General features: G+C 43.2%; 18 protein-coding genes. 17 read left to right on the plus strand and 1 reads right to left on the minus strand.

Features of this window, described 5'->3' with window-relative positions; translation table 11 throughout:
* Positions 1 to 109 precede the first annotated feature (109 nt).
* The 3 genes from R2Q80_RS01145 to R2Q80_RS01155 all read left to right on the plus strand — a co-directional run bounded on the left by R2Q80_RS01145 (position 110) and on the right by R2Q80_RS01155 (position 3,073).
* Complete coding sequence (locus R2Q80_RS01145) at positions 110 to 1,186, plus strand: MraY family glycosyltransferase (RefSeq protein ID WP_316797832.1); 1,077 nt, start codon at positions 110 to 112, stop codon at positions 1,184 to 1,186.
* A gap of 142 nt (positions 1,187 to 1,328) precedes the next feature.
* The gene (gap, locus tag R2Q80_RS01150) at positions 1,329 to 2,333 is read left to right on the plus strand and encodes a type I glyceraldehyde-3-phosphate dehydrogenase (RefSeq protein ID WP_316797833.1); all 1,005 of its coding nucleotides are present in this window, start codon (positions 1,329 to 1,331) and stop codon (positions 2,331 to 2,333) included.
* Between the two features lie 164 nt (positions 2,334 to 2,497).
* Complete coding sequence (locus R2Q80_RS01155; RefSeq protein WP_316797834.1) at positions 2,498 to 3,073, plus strand: hypothetical protein; 576 nt, start codon at positions 2,498 to 2,500, stop codon at positions 3,071 to 3,073.
* A 21-nt stretch (positions 3,074 to 3,094) separates the two neighbouring features.
* Here R2Q80_RS01155 and R2Q80_RS01160 read toward each other — a convergent pair whose 3' ends face one another.
* Entirely contained in the window at positions 3,095 to 4,156 is a 1,062-nt protein-coding gene (locus R2Q80_RS01160; RefSeq protein WP_316797835.1) for a cyclic nucleotide-binding domain-containing protein, read from the minus strand.
* Positions 4,157 to 4,818: 662 nt separating this feature from the next.
* Here R2Q80_RS01160 and R2Q80_RS01165 point away from each other — a divergent pair.
* The 14 genes from R2Q80_RS01165 (at position 4,819) to ftsA (ending at position 21,320) form a co-directional block, all read left to right on the plus strand.
* A complete protein-coding gene (locus R2Q80_RS01165; RefSeq protein ID WP_316797836.1) occupies positions 4,819 to 5,322 on the plus strand; it encodes a GNAT family N-acetyltransferase in 504 nt (167 codons plus the stop codon).
* Between the two features lie 3 nt (positions 5,323 to 5,325).
* The gene (locus R2Q80_RS01170; RefSeq protein WP_316797837.1) at positions 5,326 to 6,519 is read left to right on the plus strand and encodes a phosphoglycerate kinase; all 1,194 of its coding nucleotides are present in this window, start codon (positions 5,326 to 5,328) and stop codon (positions 6,517 to 6,519) included.
* A gap of 418 nt (positions 6,520 to 6,937) precedes the next feature.
* Positions 6,938 to 7,405, plus strand: a complete 468-nt coding sequence (mraZ, locus tag R2Q80_RS01175) for a division/cell wall cluster transcriptional repressor MraZ (protein ID WP_316797838.1) — start codon at positions 6,938 to 6,940, stop codon at positions 7,403 to 7,405.
* A complete protein-coding gene (gene rsmH, locus R2Q80_RS01180; protein ID WP_316797839.1) occupies positions 7,395 to 8,300 on the plus strand; it encodes a 16S rRNA (cytosine(1402)-N(4))-methyltransferase RsmH in 906 nt (301 codons plus the stop codon). The genes mraZ and rsmH overlap by 11 nt, the downstream gene beginning before the upstream one ends.
* A complete protein-coding gene (locus R2Q80_RS01185; RefSeq protein ID WP_316797840.1) occupies positions 8,297 to 8,725 on the plus strand; it encodes an FtsL-like putative cell division protein in 429 nt (142 codons plus the stop codon). Before rsmH ends, R2Q80_RS01185 begins: the two co-directional genes overlap by 4 nt.
* On the plus strand, positions 8,715 to 10,814 hold the full coding sequence (locus tag R2Q80_RS01190; protein WP_316797841.1) for a penicillin-binding protein: 2,100 nt from the start codon (positions 8,715 to 8,717) through the stop codon (positions 10,812 to 10,814). The genes R2Q80_RS01185 and R2Q80_RS01190 overlap by 11 nt, the downstream gene beginning before the upstream one ends.
* A gap of 59 nt (positions 10,815 to 10,873) precedes the next feature.
* Complete coding sequence (locus R2Q80_RS01195; protein ID WP_316797842.1) at positions 10,874 to 12,331, plus strand: UDP-N-acetylmuramoyl-L-alanyl-D-glutamate--2,6-diaminopimelate ligase; 1,458 nt, start codon at positions 10,874 to 10,876, stop codon at positions 12,329 to 12,331.
* Entirely contained in the window at positions 12,331 to 13,578 is a 1,248-nt protein-coding gene (gene mraY, locus R2Q80_RS01200) for a phospho-N-acetylmuramoyl-pentapeptide-transferase (protein WP_316797843.1), read from the plus strand. Before R2Q80_RS01195 ends, mraY begins: the two co-directional genes overlap by 1 nt.
* A gap of 17 nt (positions 13,579 to 13,595) precedes the next feature.
* Complete coding sequence (gene murD / locus R2Q80_RS01205; protein ID WP_316797844.1) at positions 13,596 to 14,987, plus strand: UDP-N-acetylmuramoyl-L-alanine--D-glutamate ligase; 1,392 nt, start codon at positions 13,596 to 13,598, stop codon at positions 14,985 to 14,987.
* 19 nt (positions 14,988 to 15,006) lie between these two features.
* Entirely contained in the window at positions 15,007 to 16,200 is a 1,194-nt protein-coding gene (locus R2Q80_RS01210) for an FtsW/RodA/SpoVE family cell cycle protein (RefSeq protein ID WP_316797845.1), read from the plus strand.
* Positions 16,201 to 16,236: 36 nt separating this feature from the next.
* Positions 16,237 to 17,340: an undecaprenyldiphospho-muramoylpentapeptide beta-N-acetylglucosaminyltransferase gene (murG, locus tag R2Q80_RS01215; RefSeq protein WP_316797846.1), complete on the plus strand. Its 1,104-nt coding sequence runs from the start codon at positions 16,237 to 16,239 to the stop codon at positions 17,338 to 17,340.
* Between the two features lie 38 nt (positions 17,341 to 17,378).
* Positions 17,379 to 18,734, plus strand: a complete 1,356-nt coding sequence (murC, locus tag R2Q80_RS01220) for a UDP-N-acetylmuramate--L-alanine ligase (RefSeq protein WP_316797847.1) — start codon at positions 17,379 to 17,381, stop codon at positions 18,732 to 18,734.
* Entirely contained in the window at positions 18,727 to 19,956 is a 1,230-nt protein-coding gene (locus R2Q80_RS01225; RefSeq protein WP_316797848.1) for a cell division protein FtsQ, read from the plus strand. The genes murC and R2Q80_RS01225 overlap by 8 nt, the downstream gene beginning before the upstream one ends.
* 5 nt (positions 19,957 to 19,961) lie before the next feature.
* Positions 19,962 to 21,320, plus strand: coding sequence for a cell division protein FtsA (gene ftsA, locus R2Q80_RS01230; protein WP_047798253.1), 1,359 nt, complete (start codon positions 19,962 to 19,964; stop codon positions 21,318 to 21,320).
* The last annotated feature ends 126 nt before the right edge of the window (positions 21,321 to 21,446 follow it).

Consider the following 21,446-nt stretch of genomic DNA (forward strand, 5'->3'; position numbering starts at 1 on the left):
CTTTTTTGATCAGGCAAAAAAGTAAAGAAAGTCAGGCCTTGATTTTTTTGTTACTTTTTTGATCAGGCAAAAAAGTAATCAATATATTTGTTAAGTAACCGTTCCCGTTTTGTTTAAAGATATACTGTCATCACATCCAGAATACTTTTATGTTGCCATTTTTATACTGGCATTTTCCATTGTGATCTTAAGTGTACCCAGCATTATCTACACCGCGCTAAAGTACAAGCTGTTCGATAAAAACGACCTTCACCGTAAGAACCATAAGCGCAACATCTCGAGGCTTGGAGGTTTAGCGATTGTGGGGAGCCTTACCCTTTCCATTTTACTGTTCTCAGCGGTGATTAGCTTTAAGGATGCCAATTTCCTGATCGCATCCTGTATCATTTTGGCCGCCCTGGGGCTTAAAGATGATGTGCATGGTACCAATACCAGTACTAAATTTCTCCTCCAGATTTCTGTAGCTTTTATTCTGGTGTTTTTCGGCGCTTTCCGGCTAACCAGCTTATATGGGGTGCTGGGCATTGGCGATATACCCGCACTGGCAGGGGCACTATTTTCCATTGTACTCATCATTTTTCTGAACAATGCTTTTAATCTGATCGATGGGATAGACGGATTAGCGGGTACAATCGGCATTCTGGCTAACCTGGCCTTTGGGTTATTGTTCACGATAATGGGAGAGGTTTGTTATGCGACGATTGCTTTTGCGCTGGCAGGTGCCGTTGCAGGGTTTTTAAAGTACAATTGGTTCCCTGCGAAGATTTTTATGGGAGATACCGGCGCACTGATCATTGGTTTGGTGTCAGCGGCATTGGCCATCAGGTTCATTGAACTCAATAAGTTTACGCCCTACAGTCATCCTAAGTTTTATTCTGCCCCGGCCATTGCAGTAGCCATTTTAGTAGTACCCATTTTCGATTCCCTCAGGGTGTTTACCATCAGAATTCTGAGCCGGAAATCTCCCTTTAAAGGCGACCGAAACCATATTCACCACCGGCTCGAACAACTGGGATATAAGCCTAACCGCATTGTTATCCTTACCGCCGGACTAAATATGGCCATCATTGCAGCGGTAGTGCTCTTGCAAAACTTTGGGAACTTCACCCTCATTATCCTGATCATCGTGTTTTGCATGGTTTTCAATGGAACGATTACCTTAAGGCTGATACGGAAAAAGATTTGATATTTTTACTAGATTAATTATCCACTTATTCCATCTTTTCGTCATCGATTTTCCATCTTCTACGCTCCATATACAGTGCTCAATCTTGCAAGTACATTCTTTCTTAAATTAATGCTAATTTCGCACAATAATTACGAAGCAAATGAGAATAGCAGTAAATGGGTTTGGTAGGATAGGAAGAACTTTTCTTCGCCTTGCAGTAGCCGAGGGATTTGAAGTTGTGGCAATCAACGATCTGGCTGACGCTAAAACCATGGCTCATTTATTTAAATATGATAGTGTGCACGGCGTTTTTCAGGGCGCGGTTTGCGCTAAACCTGATTCATTGGTAATCGACAACCTGAGTATTCCGGTGTTTTCGATGAAAGATGCCAGCGAATTACCCTGGTCGGCTTTAAGGGTCGATCTGGTAGTGGATTGTACAGGCAGAAACCTTACCCGTGAGGCAGCTGAAAAGCACATAGAAGCAGGTGCTAGACAAGTATTGATTTCAGCGCCAGCGGCAGATGATATCCCTATGGTGGTGCTTGGAGTAAACGATGATCAGATTGATTTGACTGCTACAGTGCTTTCCAATGCCAGCTGTACCACCAATAACATTGCGCCCATGATCAGGATCCTGAATGATAATTGGGGGGTTGAAGAAGGTTATATCACCACCATCCACTCGATGACGGGCGATCAGAACCTGCATGATGCTAATCACAAAGATTTGCGCAGGGCGAGGGCAGCCTCTTCATCCATTATTCCCACTACCACAGGAGCCGCAAAAGCCATTACTCATATCTTCCCTGAATTAGAAGGACGTTTAGGGGGTGCTGGCATCCGGGTACCGGTACTTAACGGATCGCTCACCGATTTTACCTGCCTGCTGAAAAGCAAAACGACCATTGAAAAGATCAATGCTGCATTTAAAACGGCAGCAGAAGGTGATTTAAAAAATATTATTCAGTATACCGAAGATCCGATTGTATCCATCGATGTAATCGATAACCCGCATTCCTGCGTATTTGATTCACTATTGACTTCCATTGTAGGGGATATGGTTAAAGTGGTAGGCTGGTACGATAACGAGTTTGGTTACAGCAGCAGGCTAGTGGATGTAGTGAAAAGGATAGGGGCGCTTGATGCTCAAATAGCTTCATAATATTGTTGCTTCCACAACAGTTACCCGGATACATTACTTCCCTTTATTCTCATGAGTTGTAAAATCTTGACTACAATCAATTTCCTGCTTGTTTAAAATCATGAGCGGGTTATAATACATTTTCAATATTTGTTTACCCTATTTAAAACAAAGATTGACACAAAATGATAATCAACCCGGGAAAAACGACGTACCAGGCAAACCCTGTGATGAATTTAAGAGATTTTCTGCGACTATTTTCACCTGTTATCGATAACCACCAGCACGCGGAAGCCCTGCGTTTCCTTTATGCTTGTACCCGTTTTCAAAACTTAAACAAAAGCACTGTAATTCCGCTCTCTAAGTTGGCCCCTGATCAGTTCATCATCGTTAGTGAAGGACTGATCAACGGGTTTACAATGAATGAATTGTATCGCCAGGATATCTGGATTGGAGTATCAGGAAGTATTCTCATCAGCGATCGCTTCAGTGCGCAAAATATGCAGATAGAAGCGCTGGAATTATCCAGGCTGCTGATCCTCGATGCCAAAGCACTCGAAGCAGGCTGCGTACAATACCCCATTATTAACCGCTTATTCAGTCATTTGCTGTATCCAAAGGCGGTGAGTGGATTGGAGCACATCTCACATTTGTTCCGGTTGGATAATGCTTCGGCCCGGAAAGGATATCTGGAGAAAACCTATCCCGGTATCGAAAAGCGCTTATCACCGGCAGTGTACGCGGCTTATGTAGAACATTAGGTATCCGTTAAAAAGAATATTCTAATTTTTGATGGTGGCCAGCCCTTCAGCATGGCCGATGATGATATCGTTCCCGTCTTTTTTAATGAAGCCTTCCTTGGTCAGCTCGCTCAGTACACGACTAAGGGTTTCAGCAGCTACACCCGCAAAACTGGCCAGGTCATTCCGCGATAGCGAGAGTTTCCGGCTGCGTTCCCTATATTCCTCTGCATTGCTCAGGATCAATATTGCGTTCGCTACCCTTTTCCGCACAGAGTGATGCGCAATATCAACCACCCTTTCACTCAGCTGGTTTACCGCAATAGAAAGGTCCTTCACGAAGATCCGCAGCAGGTCAGGGTATTCCATGATCATCTCCTGCAGCTCCCCATTGGGGATAGTCACCACCTGAACCGCTTCCAGTGCTTCCGCGCTATCCAGCGTTTCATAACCCAGGGTTAACGACTCAATGCCGAAATAAGCACCCGCCCCATATATGGCGGTAATAATATGTTGTCCGGTTTCATTGCTGCGGAAGGTTTTAACCCGCCCATGCTTCACAAAATGCAGACCCGTTTGTCGCTCACCCTGATGATAAAGCGGCTGGTTCTTTTTATAGGTTTTAACCGGGAACTTCTCTAAACGCGAACCCAGCCAGCCCATAATATCGCTGATATTGCTCATGCGTTTGAGTTGAAGCCGCTCACGCAGGAATTGCTCATGTTGAAACCGCCGCTTCCGTAAGCGTACCTCCACCAGGTTCAGCAACTCTACATCATCAAAAGGATGCATAATGAAACCATCTGCCCCAAGCTCCATCGCTTTCCGGGTGCGGTTAGCTTCCGCTTCCGCTATAAGCATAATAAAACCGATGCCCGAAGTCTCCATAAATTTATTGGTTGTTCTGAGCACCGCAAAGCCATCAATGCCGTTAAGTGGAATGCCACAGATGATCAGGTCGAAAGGATGGTTCCGGATCAGCTCCACCGCTTTTTTTCCGTCCGCAGTCACCTCAGCATAGTACTTGCCTACGGTTAAAATATCCGCAATCTTCGAGCTTAACTCAATGTTGTTAACGATTATTAAGATCCTGGATCCTTCCATTTACTTACTTTTTGAATCCAGGGTACTATAGTCCCCGAAAATGATAACGATGATTGTTTGTTTCCTGCTCACCTCACAAAAAGCTCCCTGAGGGATGAGTTCAGAAGGTCGGAGTAAAATGCCAGGCCCAGCAGCGCCAGTCCCGCTAAAATCCAGGAAAGTTCTTCGGGGTTAAGCTGCTGGAAACGAAGGCGCAATTTACACCAAATAAATGACACTAAACGCGATGCCAGCCCATAATAGCGAAAGAATACCGTGAATACATCGCCCATTTTTTCTGCTTCAGTTGGAGTGGTCACGAAAAGGTGTAGATAGATCAGCAGAATTCAGCTTCCCTGTATTTAGCGCCTCGGGCGTTTCAGGATACAGATAGCCAGCAGAGAGGATGGACCTCCGGACGGCCTTTTCCGGAGCAAATGCAGTTTTCATGATATTCTTAGGTTAATTTAAACCGAAATTGATGAAAGATCCCCGCACTTCCCATGACTATAGTCAACCGTTTTATTGATAATAATCAACAAAATAAAATTTGGTATGGTGTAAAATAGCTTTCAGGCTACTTCCGCCCTTTAAAAAGTGTAGCACCTCATCAAACTATCCTCCGCTAATTCTTCAAAATTGTGACCTGGCTTTTTTAGGTGAATTCAAATGCTTTATTAACTTTGCAAACGTTTGCGAAGCATCTGGAAGCATTTATGGCTACCTTGCTACTTGATCCGATAAATATGGTAAAATTCATCCTTCCCGAAGAAGTACTTCCCTTAAGGAGCCTGATGTTGAGAAACGGAAAGCCCCTAGCCGAATGTATTTTCGAAGGAGATACCAGTTACGACACTTTTCACCTGGGTTATTATGCAGACGGCGAAATCAAAAGCGTCGCCACCTTTATGCGTAACGACTTTTTTCCAGATGAAGGAGAGGGTTATCAGTTGAGGGGCATGGCTACCCATCCCGATGAAGGAGGGAAGGGCTTTGGTGCTTCATTGATCAGCTTTGCTATTGAATACCTGAAAGAATACAATACCGCCTATTTATGGTGCAATGCCCGTTCAGCCGCTGCCGGTTTCTATAAGAAACTTGGCTTTGTGAATATGTCCCCTGAATTCGACATCCCCGGAATAGGCTTCCATTACGAAATGAAATTAAACTTAAACCATAATATATAAAACATGAACACGATAGACCAGTTCGATTTTAAAGATAAAAAAGCGCTCATCAGGGTGGATTTCAACGTCCCATTGGATGATGAATTCAACATTACCGACGATAAAAGAATCCGTGCAGCATTGCCAACCATCAGCAAAATTTTGAAAGATGGTGGTGCAGTAATTTTGATGTCGCATTTAGGTCGCCCGAAAGATGGTCCCACAGATAAATATTCATTAAAACACATCGTAGCTGATTTATCAACGTTGATTGGTACAGAAGTGAAGTTTGCAGATGATTGCATCGGCGAAAGCGCGACCAGCCAGGCAGCAGATTTAAAACCAGGTGAAGTGTTATTGCTGGAGAACCTGCGTTTCTATAAAGAAGAAGAAAAAGGAGATGTAGCTTTCGCAGAGAAGTTATCTAAACTGGGCGATGTATATGTGAACGATGCTTTCGGAACGGCCCACCGTGCACACGCTTCAACTTCAATCATTGCACAGTTTTTCCCGGATGCAAAATACTTCGGTTATTTAATGGCTTCAGAAGTAGAAAATGCAGAGAAAATCTTAAACCATGCAGAACGTCCGTTCACGGCGATTATGGGTGGTGCGAAAGTATCTGATAAAATTCTTTTGATTGAGAAATTATTGGATAAAGTAGATAACCTGATCATCGGTGGTGGTATGGCTTACACTTTTGCAAAAGCTCAGGGCGGTGAGATCGGTACTTCATTGTTGGAAGCCGATAAACAAGAGCTTTCTTTAGAATTAATTGAAAAAGCCAAAGCAAAAGGTGTTAACCTGATCCTTCCGGTAGATACCGTAATTGCCGATAAGTTTGCAAACGATGCAGATAAAAAAGATGTAGATGCAGGTCAGATTCCGGCCGACTGGATGGGTCTGGATATCGGTCCAAAATCAGCTGCTTTATTTGCTGATGTAGTGAAAAACTCTAAAACATTACTATGGAACGGTCCCATGGGCGTGTTCGAAATGGAAAGCTTCCAGGTAGGTACCAAAGCCATTGCTGATGCAGTGGTTGCTGCTACAAAAGATAACGGTGCATTCTCGCTTATCGGTGGAGGTGATTCAGCTGCGGCAATCGCTAAATTCGGTCTGGAAGATGAAGTAAGTTATGTATCAACCGGTGGTGGTGCATTATTAGAATATATGGAAGGTAAAGAACTTCCGGGCGTGAAAGCCATCAATGGATAGTCTGAGATAATCTCAACTATACCGCGTTTTCGCGGTTGCTTAAACCCTTCAACATCGCTTGATGTTGAGGGGTTTTTTATTTCCGCAGGTAAACAGCTAATCAATCAGGTAAACCATTCCCTTTCCTTACATTTGTAGCTGAAAATCGTCAGTTATCGCTGAAATAGTCGAAATACTGGGCGCGTCTCCCACCGGATATCCGGAATTGGGATTTTAGCCCACTTTTGAAAGTGATGTCTATAACTGGTTATTTATCAGTGTTTAATGGGTTTTAAGTCCGTAGTCTGAAACTCATTTTGGTCTGTTTTTGGCACTTCAGTGTAACAAAAACGATGTGGAAAACTTTTTTGTGGTAAATTGTGGTAAAAAGTGGTAGAACTCTTTACTTTTACACTACATAAAAAGTGTAGCTACCACTATGACCCAACTTTTAGGAGAATTCGATTGTAAACTTGACGCAAAGGGCCGCCTTTCGGTTCCTGCTGCGCTTAAGAAACAATTGCCTGCTGCTGAAAGTGAGGGGCTTATTATTAACCGCGGTTTCGAGAAAAATCTGGTCATCTACCCTAAAAATGTGTGGGACGCCGTAGTGGCCGACCTCGCCAAACTGAATATTTACGATCAGGAAAACCGGGCTTTCGTCCGCGCTTTCACCCGTGGTGCCACTGAGCTCTCGCTCGATGCTGCCGGAAGGGTACTTTTACCAAAGTCGTTAACGGAATATGCAGGCATCAACGCCGATATTGTACTGGCTTGTCAGCTCGACCGTATTGAAGTGTGGGATAAAAAATCTTACGAAGATATTTTTGATGATGTTCCGGCCAACTTCGCCAACCTGGCCCAGAAAGTAATGGGAGATAAGAAAGGAGGTGCTGATGGAGAATAATTACCATGTTCCCGTGATGCTTCAGCCTTGCATTGATGGTTTGAATATCAAACCGGATGGAGTGTATGTGGATGTGACTTTTGGTGGCGGCGGTCATTCTAAAGAGATACTGAAACACCTCGGTCCGAAGGGCGTACTCATTGCTTTTGATCAGGATCCTGATGCACAGGCAAATGTTCCGGCCGACGACCGTTTCATCTTTGTTGATCAGAATTTTGGTTTCTTAAGAAATAACCTGCGCTTGAAAGGGTTCAGGCAAGTAGATGGTATTCTGGCCGATCTGGGGGTGTCATCACATCAGTTCGATATTCCACAACGTGGTTTTTCTATACGCTACAATGCCGGCCTGGATATGCGCATGGATCAGCACCGCGATCTCACTGCTGCACAGGTACTAAACACTTACTCAGAAGATAAACTGCATAAGATTTTCGGGATTTATGGTGAAGTGAAAAACGCAAAGTCACTCGCGCGTGCTATCGTAACTGCCCGTTTAGACAAGCCGTTTACGGATATAGATAGCTTAAAAACAGCCATTGCCGAATACATTCCAAGAGGAAAAGAAAATAAATACCTGGCGCAGGTTTTCCAGGCCCTGCGTATTGAGGTGAATGCAGAAATACAGGTGCTGGAAGATTTTCTGCAACAGGCATCAGAAGTATTAAAGCCGGGAGGGCATTTGGTGGTGATGTCTTATCACTCACTCGAAGATCGCCCGGTAAAGAATTTTATGGCCAAAGGCAAGTTTCAGGGAGAGGTGGAGAAAGACTTTTTCGGAAATCAGCAGAAACCATTTAATGTGATTACCCGCAAAGCGATAGTAGCCAGCGACGAGGAGATTGCACAAAATAACAGGGCCAGAAGTGCTAAACTTAGAATAGCAGAGAAGATATGAACAGGTTTAGAGAGGATATAGAGGAGGAAGAAATCGGGCCTGAACCTGAACTCAAAGCTGCACCAGCGCCTAAAAAACCGCGGACAGCCGAAGAGAAAATGGATAGTAACTCATTCATCAGCAAATTGTTCAACGATGGATTGGTTTCGAAAGAGGCGGCAACTGATGCTCTGCCTTTTTTGTGTTTTCTGGCTTTTTTGGGGATGATATACATCGCCAACAGCCATTTTGCAGTGAACAATGTTCGCCGCATTGATAAATTAAATAAAGATGTAAAAGAATTAAGATGGGAATATAAATCCTTAAAGGCCGACCTCATGTTCAGAAGCAAACTGACAGAAGTAGCCAAAAAGGTAGATACCCTTGGAATTAAAGAATTAATCGAACCACCAAAAAAAATAATTGTTAAAAGCGATGAATATTAGAGCAAATATCTTGCTTCGTGTATATCTGGCATTTGGCTTAATTGTGCTTTTTGCTTTGGCGGTATTCTTACGCCTTAGTCAGGTGCAGTTTGTACAGGGCAAAAAATGGAAGGCTATGGCTGATAGCCTGTCCACGCGCTACGTAAATGTGGAAGCGACCCGCGGAAACATCTATTCAAACGATGGCAGTTTACTGGCTACTTCGGTGCCGGAGTATGAACTGCGCATGGATATGTTTGCCGGGGGGATTGCAGAAGATAAGGTGTTTAATGAAAAAGTCGATTCCCTGGGGATTAAGCTGGCGCAGCTCTTTCAGGATAAAACGGCAAAAGAATATGCCCGCTACCTGCGCAGAGGCCGTCAGGACAGCGCACGGTATTTACTCATCCACCGCAAAGTGGGCTATGCTGATTTGAAAACCATCCGCACTTTTCCGCTATATAATATTGGCAAGTTTAGTGGTGGTTTAATTGCGGTGCAGCAGAACAAGAGAATTTTGCCTTTCCAGGCTTTGGCTGCCCGTACCATTGGATATAAAAATGAGAACGTAGCCAATGGCGTGGGTTTAGAAGGCGCCTATAAAGAATACATCAACGGTGAAACCGGAAAAAGGTTAATGCAGCGCATTGCAGGGGGTATATATATTCCTGTAAATGAAGAGGCTGAAGTAGCACCAAAGGATGGGGCAGATATCATTTCTACGATCGACATCAATATGCAGGATTTAGCCCAAAGTGCCTTGGAAAAACAACTTAAGGCTTATGATGCTGATCATGGAACCGTGATTGTGATGGAAGTAGCTACGGGAGAAATCAGGGCAGTAGCCAATTTTTCAAAAGTAGAAGAAGGCGTATACAAGGAAAAATTCAACTACGCTATTGCTGGAAACCAGGATCCCGGATCAACTTTCAAGCTGGCTTCTTACATGTCTCTGCTTGAAGATGAACTGGTGGATACCAATACCATGGTAGGAACGGGTAACTACAAGATTCCTGGCCACATGATTAAAGATTCACACGGGAGTATTGGTGTGGTAACAGTGAAGAAAGCATTCGAGCAGTCTTCCAACGCAGCAATTTCTTATTTGATTAATACCAAATACGGGGAGAACCCGAAGAAGTTTACCGATCACCTGTACAAGTGGCACCTGAATGAAAAACTGGACCTGCAGATTCCGGGAGAAGCTAAACCCTGGATTAAGAACCCATCGGATCGCAGCTGGAATAAAAATATGACCCTGCCGCAGATGGCTTATGGTTATGAAATGCAGCTTACCCCCTTGAAAATGTTGTCGTTTTACAACGCGGTGGCTAACAATGGTAAATATATAGCGCCCATTTTTGTAAAAGAAATCAGAAGATTGGGTAACCCCATTGAGCAGTTCAAAGCCAGGGTGGTGAATGAGAAGATTTGTTCTGATGTGACCTTGAGTAAGATCAAAAATATGCTGGAAGGAGTGGTGATTGAAGGAAGTGGAAAGCAATATGTTCGTAATCCGCTTTACAGAATTGCCGGTAAAACGGGTACCGCTCAGGTGGCTGATGCCAATAAAGGTTATAAAGCTAAAAGACAATATCAGGCATCTTTTGTAGGTTATTTCCCTGCGGAGAAACCCAAATATTCCATGATTGTCGTGATCAACGATCCAAAGGGTGGCTATTATGGTGCTTTAGTATCTGGTCCGGTATTCAGGGAAGTGGCCGACCGCATTTATGCCAGCGATATGCAGATGGGCACTGATGCGCCAACACGTTTGGTAGGTGCTCCGGGAAATCCGCCAACAAAGGCCGGACAAAGCAAAGCTACACAGAAAGTGTACAGGGCATTTGGCTTTAAACCACTGTTCGCATCCAAATCAGAGTATTACAATATTGTAGATACCAGCGGTGGCGAAGTGTTTCAGGAAAATACCGAACGCAGAGGGGTGATGCCTAATGTATCGGGAATGGGATTAAAAGATGCGCTTTACCTGATTGGAAATGCAGGCTTGAAAGCAAAAGTGATAGGCGCAGGAAAAGTAACCAGCCAGTCCATTGCCGCCGGAACCAGAGTAGGAAGAGGTTTAGGGGTACAAATAGAGTTACAATAGTTAAATGATAGATTGAATGATATGCTTATCGCAACATTTACTCATTCAAAATTAAATATATGAATTTACAAGAGCTACTTTACGGCATAACGATTAAAGAATTGGTTGGAAAAACCGATAGGGAAATCAATGCCCTGAATTTCGATTCGCGTAAGGTGGCTGAAGGGGATGTGTTCTTTGCAATTGTCGGTACGCTTTCTGATGGACATCAGTTCATTGAGCAAACTGTTGCACAGGGTGCTGCTGTAATTATCTGTGAGAATTTGCCGGAAGTGCATGATTTTACGGTTACTTATATCAAGGTAGAAAATAGTGCTGTGGCTTTAGGCATTATGGCGGGTAACTTTTTTGGAAACCCCTCAAAAGATTTAAAGCTCGTTGGTATTACTGGCACCAACGGTAAAACTACTATTGCAACCATCTTATTTAAGTTATTTAAAGATCTGGGTTATAAAACCGGCTTGTTATCCACTGTAGAGAACTACATTAACGACACGGTTGTGGCAGCAACGCATACTACACCTAATCCAATTGCGCTAAACCAGTTGCTCAGGGACATGGTGGATGCAGGATGCGATTATTGCTTTATGGAAGTGAGTTCCCATGCCGTATCGCAACACCGTATAGAAGGGCTCACCTTTGCTGGTGGGGTGTTTTCGAACATTACCCACGATCACCTCGACTTCCACAAAACCTTCGATGCTTACATCAGGGCGAAGAAAGCATTTTTTGATGGCCTGCCAAAATCAGCTTTTGCATTAACCAATACCGATGATAAAAATGGTATGGTGATGTTGCAGAATACAAAGGCTTACAAGAAAACCTATGCCCTTAAACAGCTTGCTGATTTCAAAGCAAAGATCATAGAAAATCAGTTTAGCGGCTTGCACCTGGATATTGATAATGAAGATGTATACTTTAAGCTGGTTGGTTCATTCAACGCTTATAACCTGTTAGCTGTATATGGCACTGCCTTACTTTTAGAGCAGGATAAATTAAAAGTGTTAACCCTCCTGAGCCGTTTAACCGGAGCCGAAGGCAGGTTTGATTATATCGTGTCAGCTGATAAAGTAATTGGTATTGTGGATTATGCCCATACCCCTGATGCTGTTCAGAATGTATTGAGCACCATTGCCAACATCAGAAAAGGCAATGAGCAGGTGATTACCGTAATCGGTTGCGGTGGTGATCGGGATAAAACCAAACGCCCGGTAATGGCGCAGGTAGCCTGCGATTGGAGCGATAAAGTGATTTTAACATCTGACAACCCAAGGACTGAAGACCCTCAAAGCATTATCAGTGAAATGGAAGAAGGGGTATCGCCTACAAACAAGCGCAAAACCTTATCCATTTTAGATAGAAAGGAAGCAATTAAAACCGCCTGTCATTTGGCGAAAAGTGGTGATATCATTTTGGTAGCCGGAAAAGGTCACGAAAAATATCAGGAAATCAATGGTGTAAGGAACCATTTTGATGATAAGGAAATTTTACTGGAACAATTAAACCCGAACAGCTAATGTTATATTTATTATTCGAATACCTGCATAAGCACTATGACATTCCTGGATTAAGGTTGTTTCAGTACATCACGTTCCGTGCATCGGTTTCCATCATCCTGTCATTAATCATTACTACGGTATACGGAAGAAGGCTGATTGATTTCCTGCATAAAAAACAAGTCGGAGAAACCGTAAGGAACCTGGGCCTGGAAGGGCAGATGCAAAAACAGGGAACACCAACCATGGGGGGGATTATCATCCTGCTGGGGATTCTGATTCCAACCTTACTTTTTGCCAACATCACCAATGTATATGTGATTTTAATGATCATTACCACCATCTGGATGGGAACCGTTGGCTTTTTGGATGATTACATCAAGGTATTTAAAAAGAATAAAGAAGGCTTGGCCGGCCGCTTTAAAGTGGTTGGCCAGGTAGGTCTGGGATTAATCGTAGGGACTACCATGTACTACCATCCGAATATCGTAGTTCGTGAAACGGTTCAGGACGATGTGAAGAATACCTCAAATGTACCAATGGTATTGCGTCAGAAAGGGGAAACTTTTTATTATACCCAGGATGTGAAATCGACCAAAACCAATATGCCTTTTTACAAGAACAATGAGTTCGACTATGCAAAGGTATTGAAGTTTTTAGGGGGCGATTATCAGAAATATGCTTTTATCATCTTTTTGATTTTTACGGTATTCATCATTACAGCAGTATCTAACGGGGCAAATATTACCGATGGTATAGATGGCCTGGCGACGGGAACATCAGCCGTGATCGGAATTACCCTGGGGATTCTGGCCTACGTTTCAGGAAATACCGTGATGGCAGACTACCTGAACATCATGTACATTCCAAACTCTGCCGAGCTGATGATTTTCGCGGGTGCCTTTGTGGGTTCATGCGTTGGCTTTTTGTGGTATAACTCCTATCCGGCACAGATTTTTATGGGCGATACGGGTAGTTTGGCCATCGGGGGAATCATTGCTTCTTTCGCCCTGATGATCCGAAAAGAACTGATCATTCCAATCCTTTGCGGGATATTCCTGGTAGAGCTGGTATCGGTTATTATGCAGGTCTCCTGGTTTAAATACACGAAGAAGAAGTTTGGCGAGGGTAGAAGAATATTTTTGATGTCGCCCCTGCATCACCATTACCAGAAGAAAGGATACCACGAAGCAAAAATCGTCACCCGTTTCTGGATCATTGGAATTATGCTGGCCATCATCACCATTGTAACACTAAAACTAAGGTAAACCCACTACTATAATTAATGAGCACAAATCACAACATAGCACAAACAAGTACTCAGCCAGTGATGGCAGGGCAGGGCCGTGTGGTTATTTTAGGTGCAGGTGAAAGTGGTGTGGGTGCAGCAAAACTGGCCCAGCTGAAAGGCTTCGAGGTTTTTGTGTCAGATTTCGGGCAGATAAGTGATAAATATAAAGCCGCACTTGATCAGCTTGGTGTTCCTTACGAATCAGGTTTGCATACCGAAGCACTCATTTTAAATGCTTCGGAAGTGATCAAGAGCCCGGGTATTCCCGCTACGGCACCCATCATTAAAAAACTAAAAGAAAAAGACATCTCAGTGGTGTCGGAGATTGAATTTGCCGGAAGATACACCAATGCAAAGATGATTTGCATCACTGGATCAAACGGCAAGTCGACCACCAGCCTGTTAACATATCACATCCTGAAAAATGCAGGTCTGAATGTAGGGCTGGCAGGTAATATCGGCCACAGCTTTGCAGCACAGGTGGCTACAGAAAATTTTGACTACTATGTGCTGGAAATATCAAGCTTCATGCTCGATGATATGTTCGACTTTAAAGCCGATATCGCCGTTCTGTTAAATATTACACCCGATCATTTGGATCGCTACGATTATAAACTGGAGAATTACGCAGCATCTAAAATGCGTATCATCCAAAACCAGACAGCCAGTGATGTATTCATCTATTGCCTGGACGACGCGGAAAGTATCAAAGCATTAGCACACACAAAGCCTTTGGCAACAAGCTATCCCTTTTCAATTGTAACTACAGTAGAGCAAGGTGCCTGTTTGCAGGAGGAGAATATACACATCCTTATTGAACCAAATAACGAACTAACCATGTCAATTTCAGAATTAGCCCTTCAGGGCAAACACAACATTTATAACTCCATGGCTTCAGGAATAGTGGCAAAGGTATTAGAGTTACGAAATGAGTCCATCCGCGAGAGCATGGGAAATTTCAAGAACATTGAGCATAGGTTAGAGCACGTGGCTAAGATTTCCGGCATAGATTTCATTAATGACAGTAAAGCAACCAACGTAAATTCTACCTGGTATGCCCTGGAAAGCATGACCTCAGATGTGGTGCTGATTATGGGAGGGGTAGATAAAGGCAATGATTACAACATGCTGAAAGACCTGGTAAAGAGCAAAGTGAAGGCGATTGTTTGTTTGGGTAAGGATAACAAACGCATACATGATGCTTTTGAGGATGATGTAGAAGTGATTGTGAATACCTTTTCAGCGGAAGAGGCTGCCCAGATTGCCTTTCACCTGGCTAAACGCGGAGAGGCGGTTTTACTTTCTCCGGCATGTGCCAGTTTCGATTTATTTAAAAGTTATGAAGACCGCGGTAATCAGTTTAAAGCGGCAGTTAGAGAATTATAGTTTATAGGAGGCTAAAAAGATGTTTCAGGCACTACTCAATAAAACAAAGGGCGATAGATGGATCTGGTTGATCATCATCCTGCTTTCGCTTATATCGGTAATGGCGGTATATAGTGCTACAGGAACGCTTGCTTATAAAAAAGGGGAAGCCGTTGAAAAGCTGCTGCTCACCAAACACCTCATTTTTGTGCTGATGGGTATTGGGATGATTTATATCGCCCATTTGCTTGATTACAGATATTATGCAGGAATTTCGAAGATACTGATGATTGTAACCATACCCTTGCTGGTATATACTTTACTGTTTGGTACCAATCTGAATGATGCATCGAGGTGGGTGAAAATCCCGGTGATTGGTTTAACCTTTCAAACTTCCGATTTGGCGAAGCTGGCACTGATCACATTTTTAGCCCGCATGCTGACCAAAAAGCAGGAGAACATCAAAAACGTGAAAGAGTCATTCATCCCGATTATGGGTTCCGTTTGCGTGGTGTTCGTGCTGATTGCATTGGCCAACTTATCTACCGCGCTGATGTTGTTTGGGGTAAGTATTTTGCTGTTGATCATCGGCAGGATCAGTATCAAACAAATCGCCATTGTTTGCGCAGGTGGCTTTGTATTATTGCTGTTTGTTTTCTTCCTCGGACCGCGGAGAAAAACTTACATGTCTCGTATCAATACGTTCATGCATCCTGAGATGCAGCACTCAGATAAAACTTTCCAGGCCGACCAGGCTAAAATTGCCCTGGCCACTGGTGGTGTTTTTGGTAAAGGGCCAGGTAACAGTACCCAACGCAATTTCCTGCCACACCCATATTCGGATTTTATTTTCGCCATTATTATTGAAGAATGGGGGACTGTGGGAGGAATTGCCATTATGATACTTTACCTGGTGCTTTTATACCGGTGTATAAAAATCGTAACCCGGGCGCCCAAGGCCTTCGGGGCTTTGCTGGCTGCGGGGCTGAGCTTCAGTTTAACCATTCAGGCTTTTGCCAATATGGCCGTAGCAGTTGGATTGGGCCCGGTAACAGGAGTACCCCTGCCACTGGTGAGTATGGGAGGTACTTCCATGATTTTTACCAGTGTGGCCTTTGGAATTATATTAAGTGTTAGCCGCGATGTGGAAGAGAATGCAACGGCAGGTTTGAAAGAAGATAAAGAAAAGGTTAAAAATAAAGTGATTGTTGGTGAGATACCGGCTTTTGGATAGGTAAATCATACACTCAATCAATAATTGTAAAAAAAAATGAATAATTCCCCAAAAATTATCATATCAGGTGGTGGCACCGGCGGGCACATATTCCCCGCCGTAGCCATAGCCAACGCGCTCAAGCGTTTGGTGCCCTCCTGTGAAATTCTGTTTGTGGGTGCAAACGGCCGTATGGAAATGGAAAAGGTTCCTGCTGCCGGATATAAAATAATTGGCCTGAACATTAGTGGCATGCAGCGGGGGTCGATTGTCAAAAACCTGAGCCTGCCTTTTAAGATTATAGGCAGTGTACGCAGAGCAATGCAGATTATCAATGATTTTAAGCCTGATGTGGTAGTGGGGGTAGGCGGTTATGCTTCTGGTCCCTTATTATACGCGGCCTCACTTAAAGGTATTCCTTACCTGATTCAGGAACAAAATTCCTATGCAGGAGTAACCAATAAGTGGCTCGGAAAAAAGGCTTCAAAAATTTGTGTGGCCTTCGATGAGATGTCGCAATTTTTTCCTGCCGACAGGATCCTGAAAACGGGGAATCCAGTGCGAAAAGAAGTGATTGACATTAAAGGGAAACACCATGCCGGAGCTGAATTGCTCAGGCTCGACCCTTTGAAGAAAACAATCATGGTAACCGGGGGAAGCCTCGGAGCAGGGACATTGAATAAAGCAATTGAAAAACATTTGCCGGAAATCATCGCACAGGACGTGCAGGTGATCTGGCAGACAGGGAAATATTATTACAAGGGAATCATTGAACGTTTAGGACTGGAATACCATCCCAATGTGCGCATCCTCGAGTTTTTAAATAAAATGGACCTGGCTTATGCAGCAGCGGATGTGATCATCAGCCGGGCAGGAGCAGGAACCATTGCGGAACTTTGCCTGATTCAAAAGCCTGTAATCCTGGTGCCTTCGCCAAATGTTGCTGAAGATCATCAGACTAAAAATGCAATGGCGCTGGTTAAAAATGGTGCCGCACAGTTGGTTAACGACCGTGTTGCCGAAGATACACTGGTGAAGGCGGCATTGGAATTACTGAATAATGAAGCGCAGAGCGAAAGGCTTTCGGAAAATATAGGAAAAATGGCGTTACCGGCAGCCGATGAAGTGATTGCCGGAGAAGTGTTGAAACTGATTAAATAGATGTGAGCAATTAAATCTCACATCTCAGAATAAAGAAAATGGAACTAAGTAAAATAAACAGGGTCTTTTTTGTTGGTATCGGTGGTATCGGTATGAGCGCTATTGCCCGTTATTTTGCGAAGCGGGGGCTTCTGGTTTCCGGTTATGATAAAACCAGAACCAAACTCACAACAGCCCTGGAAGAGGAAGGCATAACCATTACCTACGTAGATGAACTTTCAGCTTTGCCCGAAGCCTTTATCACCCATGCGGAGGATACCCTGATTGTTTACACGCCGGCAATTCCGAAAGATTCTGAAATCCTGAATCATTTCAGGGATCAGGGTTTTTCACTTAAGAAACGTTCGGAGGTATTGGGCATCATCTCTAAAGGGATGTTCTGTATTGGTGTGGCAGGTACACATGGTAAAACCACTACTTCGTCCATTATCGCGCACGTTTTAAAAGATACCGGTTACGACTGCACCGCATTTCTGGGCGGCATTACCAGTAATTACAATAGTAATGTGCTCTTCGGAGATAACAATGTAATGGTGGTAGAGGCCGATGAGTATGATCGTTCTTTCTTAACGCTGCATCCTGATATCGCTGTCATCACTTCGATGGATGCCGACCACCTGGATATCTATGGTGATAAAAGTCATCTGGAAGAATCGTTCAGACTGTATGCAGGACAGATTAAAACCGGTGGTTCATTATACATACATGAGGGGTTGCCCCTGGGAAACAGCATCAGCTATGCGGCTAGTGCAACAGCACAGGCCAGGGCGGAGAACCTGCGGGTAGAAGGGTCGAAATTTGTATTTGATTATCATGATGATAGTCATGCGATCCAGGATATTAATTTGATGTTGCCTGGTAAGCATAATGTAGAAAACACAACAGTGGCCATCGCCATCGCTTTACAAATGGGCATTGATGCCGGAAAAGTAAAGCAGGCGGTTGCGAACTTTAAGGGGGTAAAGAGAAGATTTGAATACATCTTCAATAACGGAAACCAGATTTATATTGATGATTACGCACATCATCCTGAAGAGCTGAAAGCCTGTTTTGATGCGGTGAGACAACTTTATCCGGATAAAAAGCTGACAGTAATCTTTCAGCCACATTTGTTTACCCGTACCCGGGATTTTGCAGATGAGTTTGCAAGTGTGTTGAGCACTGCCGATGAACTTTTGTTACTGGAAATTTATCCGGCCAGGGAGTTACCGCTTGAAGGCATTAATGCAGCTTACTTATTAGATAAAATAACCCTGGAGAACAAAAGGGTATGTGAAAAAGACTTTGTAATTCAGTATGTGAAAGATACAAAGCCTGAATTAATTTTAACAGTGGGTGCAGGTGATATTGATACCATTATCGACCCGCTAAAAAATACATTACAAAATGCTTAAAAGAATAAACTGGAGCGCCATATTTACAGGTTTTGCCTGGCTGATTAGCCTGGCAGGACTGGTTGTGCTTTTCAGTTTCATCAATGTGAAAAAGCAGACGGTAAAGTGTACAGATATTAAAATTTTGATTCCCGGAGCCGATAATTTTATCGAAAGGGAAGAGATTGACGCCATCTTGAAAGAAGATCAGGGTGTACTACTGGGCAGAAATATCGAAGGAATCAATATTCATCAGATTGAGAAAAAACTGCAGTCTAATCCCTATATCGCCTTTGCAAAGGTATATGTGGAAATGGACGGTGTGTTGCACATTGAGGTAAAACAAAGACAGCCCATCGTTAGGATACTCAACAATGGCGGTCAGGATTTTTACATCGATAATGATGGATTGAAGATGCCGATTTCTGCAAACTTTACAGCAAACGTACTGGTGGCAACGGGAAATATTACAGAGGTGTTTGGAAGCAGGGTAGATACGCTGCATACTAAACTGGCACATGATCTTTACAAAACGGCACTTTACATTAAAAAAGACACCCTTTGGGATGCACAGATTGAGCAGATTGTAGTCGACCAGAAAAACGATATCGAATTGGTACCGAGAGTGGGTAACCAGCGTATTATTCTGGGTAATGCCGACTCCTTAGAGAAGAAGATGACCAACTTGCTGTTGTTTTATAAAAAAGCTATGCCGCAGGTGGGGTGGGAAACTTATAGAACGATCAATATCAAGTACACCAATCAGGTGGTATGCGAAAAAAGAGATTCGACAGAAATTGCAAGAAGGACGAAAACAATTTCCTCGGCAGACAGTTTGAGAATACGACAAAAAGTTTCTGATTCGCTGATAAAAACCATGATCAGTGAGGAACCTGTAGTGATGGCAACGCCTGCAGCCCCTAAAAAGGTGGAAACGAAACCAACGCCAAAAAAGGAAGAAACAAAAAAGGAACAGCCTAAAAAAGCAGAACTAAAGAAAGCCGAAGTGAAAAAGGTTGATCCGCCGAAGACGGAGGTGAAAAAAACTCAGGTCATTGCAGCAGTAAAACCGAAAGAAACCACGACACAACAGAAGAAATCAACAGATAACAAAGACAAGCTTAAAACTGGAACCAGTACTGCAAAAGCATCCTTAAGTGCAGCAGAACTTAAAAAACAGAAAGAAGCAAGAGAAAAAGAAATCAGAGCCCTAGAAAAACAATATAAAACTCAGCAAAATTAACAAATATGGACAAGGCAAAATTTACCAGTCAGTCGCCCATTGTAGTAGGATTGGATATCGGTACTACAAAAATATGTGTTATCGTTGGTCGCAGAACACAGCACGGTAAGATCGAAATTTTAGGAATAGGGAAGGCGGAATCGGCAGGTGTTACACGTGGAGTAGTTTCGAACATTCAGAAAACCGTACAGGGCATTGCTCAAGCAGTTGAAGTAGCAAGCGGACAATCCAATGTAGAAATACAGGTGGTAAATGTGGGAATTGCTGGTCAGCACATCAAAAGCTTACAGCATAGAGGAATTTTAACAAGAAGAGAATTAAACAACGAAATCGGTAAAAAAGATATCGACAAGTTGATTGATGATATGTTTAAACTGGTAATGCCGCCGGGTGAGGAAATCATCCATGTGTTGCCACAGGAATTTACCATCGACAACGAACCGGGTATAAAAGATCCGATTGGTATGGCTGGAGTTCGCCTTGAGGCTAACTTCCATATCATTTCAGGTCAGGTTACTGCGGTGAAGAATATCATCAAATGTGTAAATAATGCAGGATTGCAGACTCAGGATTTAATTCTTGAGCCATTGGCGTCATCTGAATCGGTGTTGAGCGAGGAAGAGAAAGAAGCAGGTATTGCATTGGTTGATATTGGTGGTGGTACCACTGATATTGCGATTTTCCATGAGGGAATTATCCGTCATACAGCAGTAATCCCTTTTGGGGGTAACAGTGTTACTGAAGATATCAGAGAGGGCTGCTCTGTAATGCGTAACCAGGCTGAATTGTTGAAAACACGTTTTGGTTCTGCTCTGGCTGAAGAGAATAAAGAAAACGAGATTATATGCGTACCTGGACTTCGTGGCCGAGAACCAAAAGAGATATCGGTTAAAAACCTGGCTTATGTGATTCAGGCCCGTATGGAAGAGATCATTGAGCATGTGTATTACGAAATTAAATCTTCTGGCTATGAGAAAAAACTCATCGGTGGAATTGTAATCACTGGTGGAGGAGCATTGCTGAAGCACTTATCACAAGCGGTTGAATATGTTACCGGTTTAGATTGCCGTATTGGTTATCCAAATGAGCATTTATCGAAATATGAAGAAATGCCAAAAACCATTTATGATGATTTGAAAAGCCCTATGTATGCTACCAGTGTGGGTCTGCTGATTAAAGGTATTCAAAAAGCAGAAGAGCTGATGGAAGAAATGAAACAGCCGGGCGTTTTTGTAGAAAAACCAAAAACCATCAAAGAAAAAGAGAAGCGTGGACCAGGTTTGTTTGATAAACTGCTCGCAAAAACCAGAACATTTATTCAGGATGATATGAATGTGAGTGATGAAGATTACCTAAAAAGCTAGAGAAATTTTCAACATAAAAGGAGTTTTCCACATTTCTAACAATTGTGGAAAACCTCTGTTGAAAAAGTGTTAATATTACGTTGAGTAATGAACAGAATTTAAAAATTTTTAAACAACTGATTCATA

It is taken from the genome of Pedobacter frigidisoli, assembly GCF_032678525.1.
GTDB lineage: Bacteria > Bacteroidota > Bacteroidia > Sphingobacteriales > Sphingobacteriaceae > Pedobacter > Pedobacter frigidisoli_A.

Excerpts from the sequence above, each read along its gene's own strand:
- gap (WP_316797833.1), top strand. The coding sequence starts at position 1,329 with ATGAGAATAGCAGTAAATGGGTTTGGTAGGATAGGAAGAACTTTTCTT.
- R2Q80_RS01155 (WP_316797834.1), top strand. The coding sequence starts at position 2,498 with ATGATAATCAACCCGGGAAAAACGACGTACCAGGCAAACCCTGTGATG.
- R2Q80_RS01160 (WP_316797835.1), bottom strand. The coding sequence starts at position 4,156 with ATGGAAGGATCCAGGATCTTAATAATCGTTAACAACATTGAGTTAAGC.
- R2Q80_RS01170 (WP_316797837.1), top strand. The coding sequence starts at position 5,326 with ATGAACACGATAGACCAGTTCGATTTTAAAGATAAAAAAGCGCTCATC.
- mraZ (WP_316797838.1), top strand. The coding sequence starts at position 6,938 with ATGACCCAACTTTTAGGAGAATTCGATTGTAAACTTGACGCAAAGGGC.
- rsmH (WP_316797839.1), top strand. The coding sequence starts at position 7,395 with ATGGAGAATAATTACCATGTTCCCGTGATGCTTCAGCCTTGCATTGAT.
- R2Q80_RS01185 (WP_316797840.1), top strand. The coding sequence starts at position 8,297 with ATGAACAGGTTTAGAGAGGATATAGAGGAGGAAGAAATCGGGCCTGAA.
- R2Q80_RS01190 (WP_316797841.1), top strand. The coding sequence starts at position 8,715 with ATGAATATTAGAGCAAATATCTTGCTTCGTGTATATCTGGCATTTGGC.
- R2Q80_RS01195 (WP_316797842.1), top strand. The coding sequence starts at position 10,874 with ATGAATTTACAAGAGCTACTTTACGGCATAACGATTAAAGAATTGGTT.
- mraY (WP_316797843.1), top strand. The coding sequence starts at position 12,331 with ATGTTATATTTATTATTCGAATACCTGCATAAGCACTATGACATTCCT.
- murD (WP_316797844.1), top strand. The coding sequence starts at position 13,596 with ATGAGCACAAATCACAACATAGCACAAACAAGTACTCAGCCAGTGATG.
- R2Q80_RS01210 (WP_316797845.1), top strand. The coding sequence starts at position 15,007 with ATGTTTCAGGCACTACTCAATAAAACAAAGGGCGATAGATGGATCTGG.
- murG (WP_316797846.1), top strand. The coding sequence starts at position 16,237 with ATGAATAATTCCCCAAAAATTATCATATCAGGTGGTGGCACCGGCGGG.
- murC (WP_316797847.1), top strand. The coding sequence starts at position 17,379 with ATGGAACTAAGTAAAATAAACAGGGTCTTTTTTGTTGGTATCGGTGGT.
- R2Q80_RS01225 (WP_316797848.1), top strand. The coding sequence starts at position 18,727 with ATGCTTAAAAGAATAAACTGGAGCGCCATATTTACAGGTTTTGCCTGG.
- ftsA (WP_047798253.1), top strand. The coding sequence starts at position 19,962 with ATGGACAAGGCAAAATTTACCAGTCAGTCGCCCATTGTAGTAGGATTG.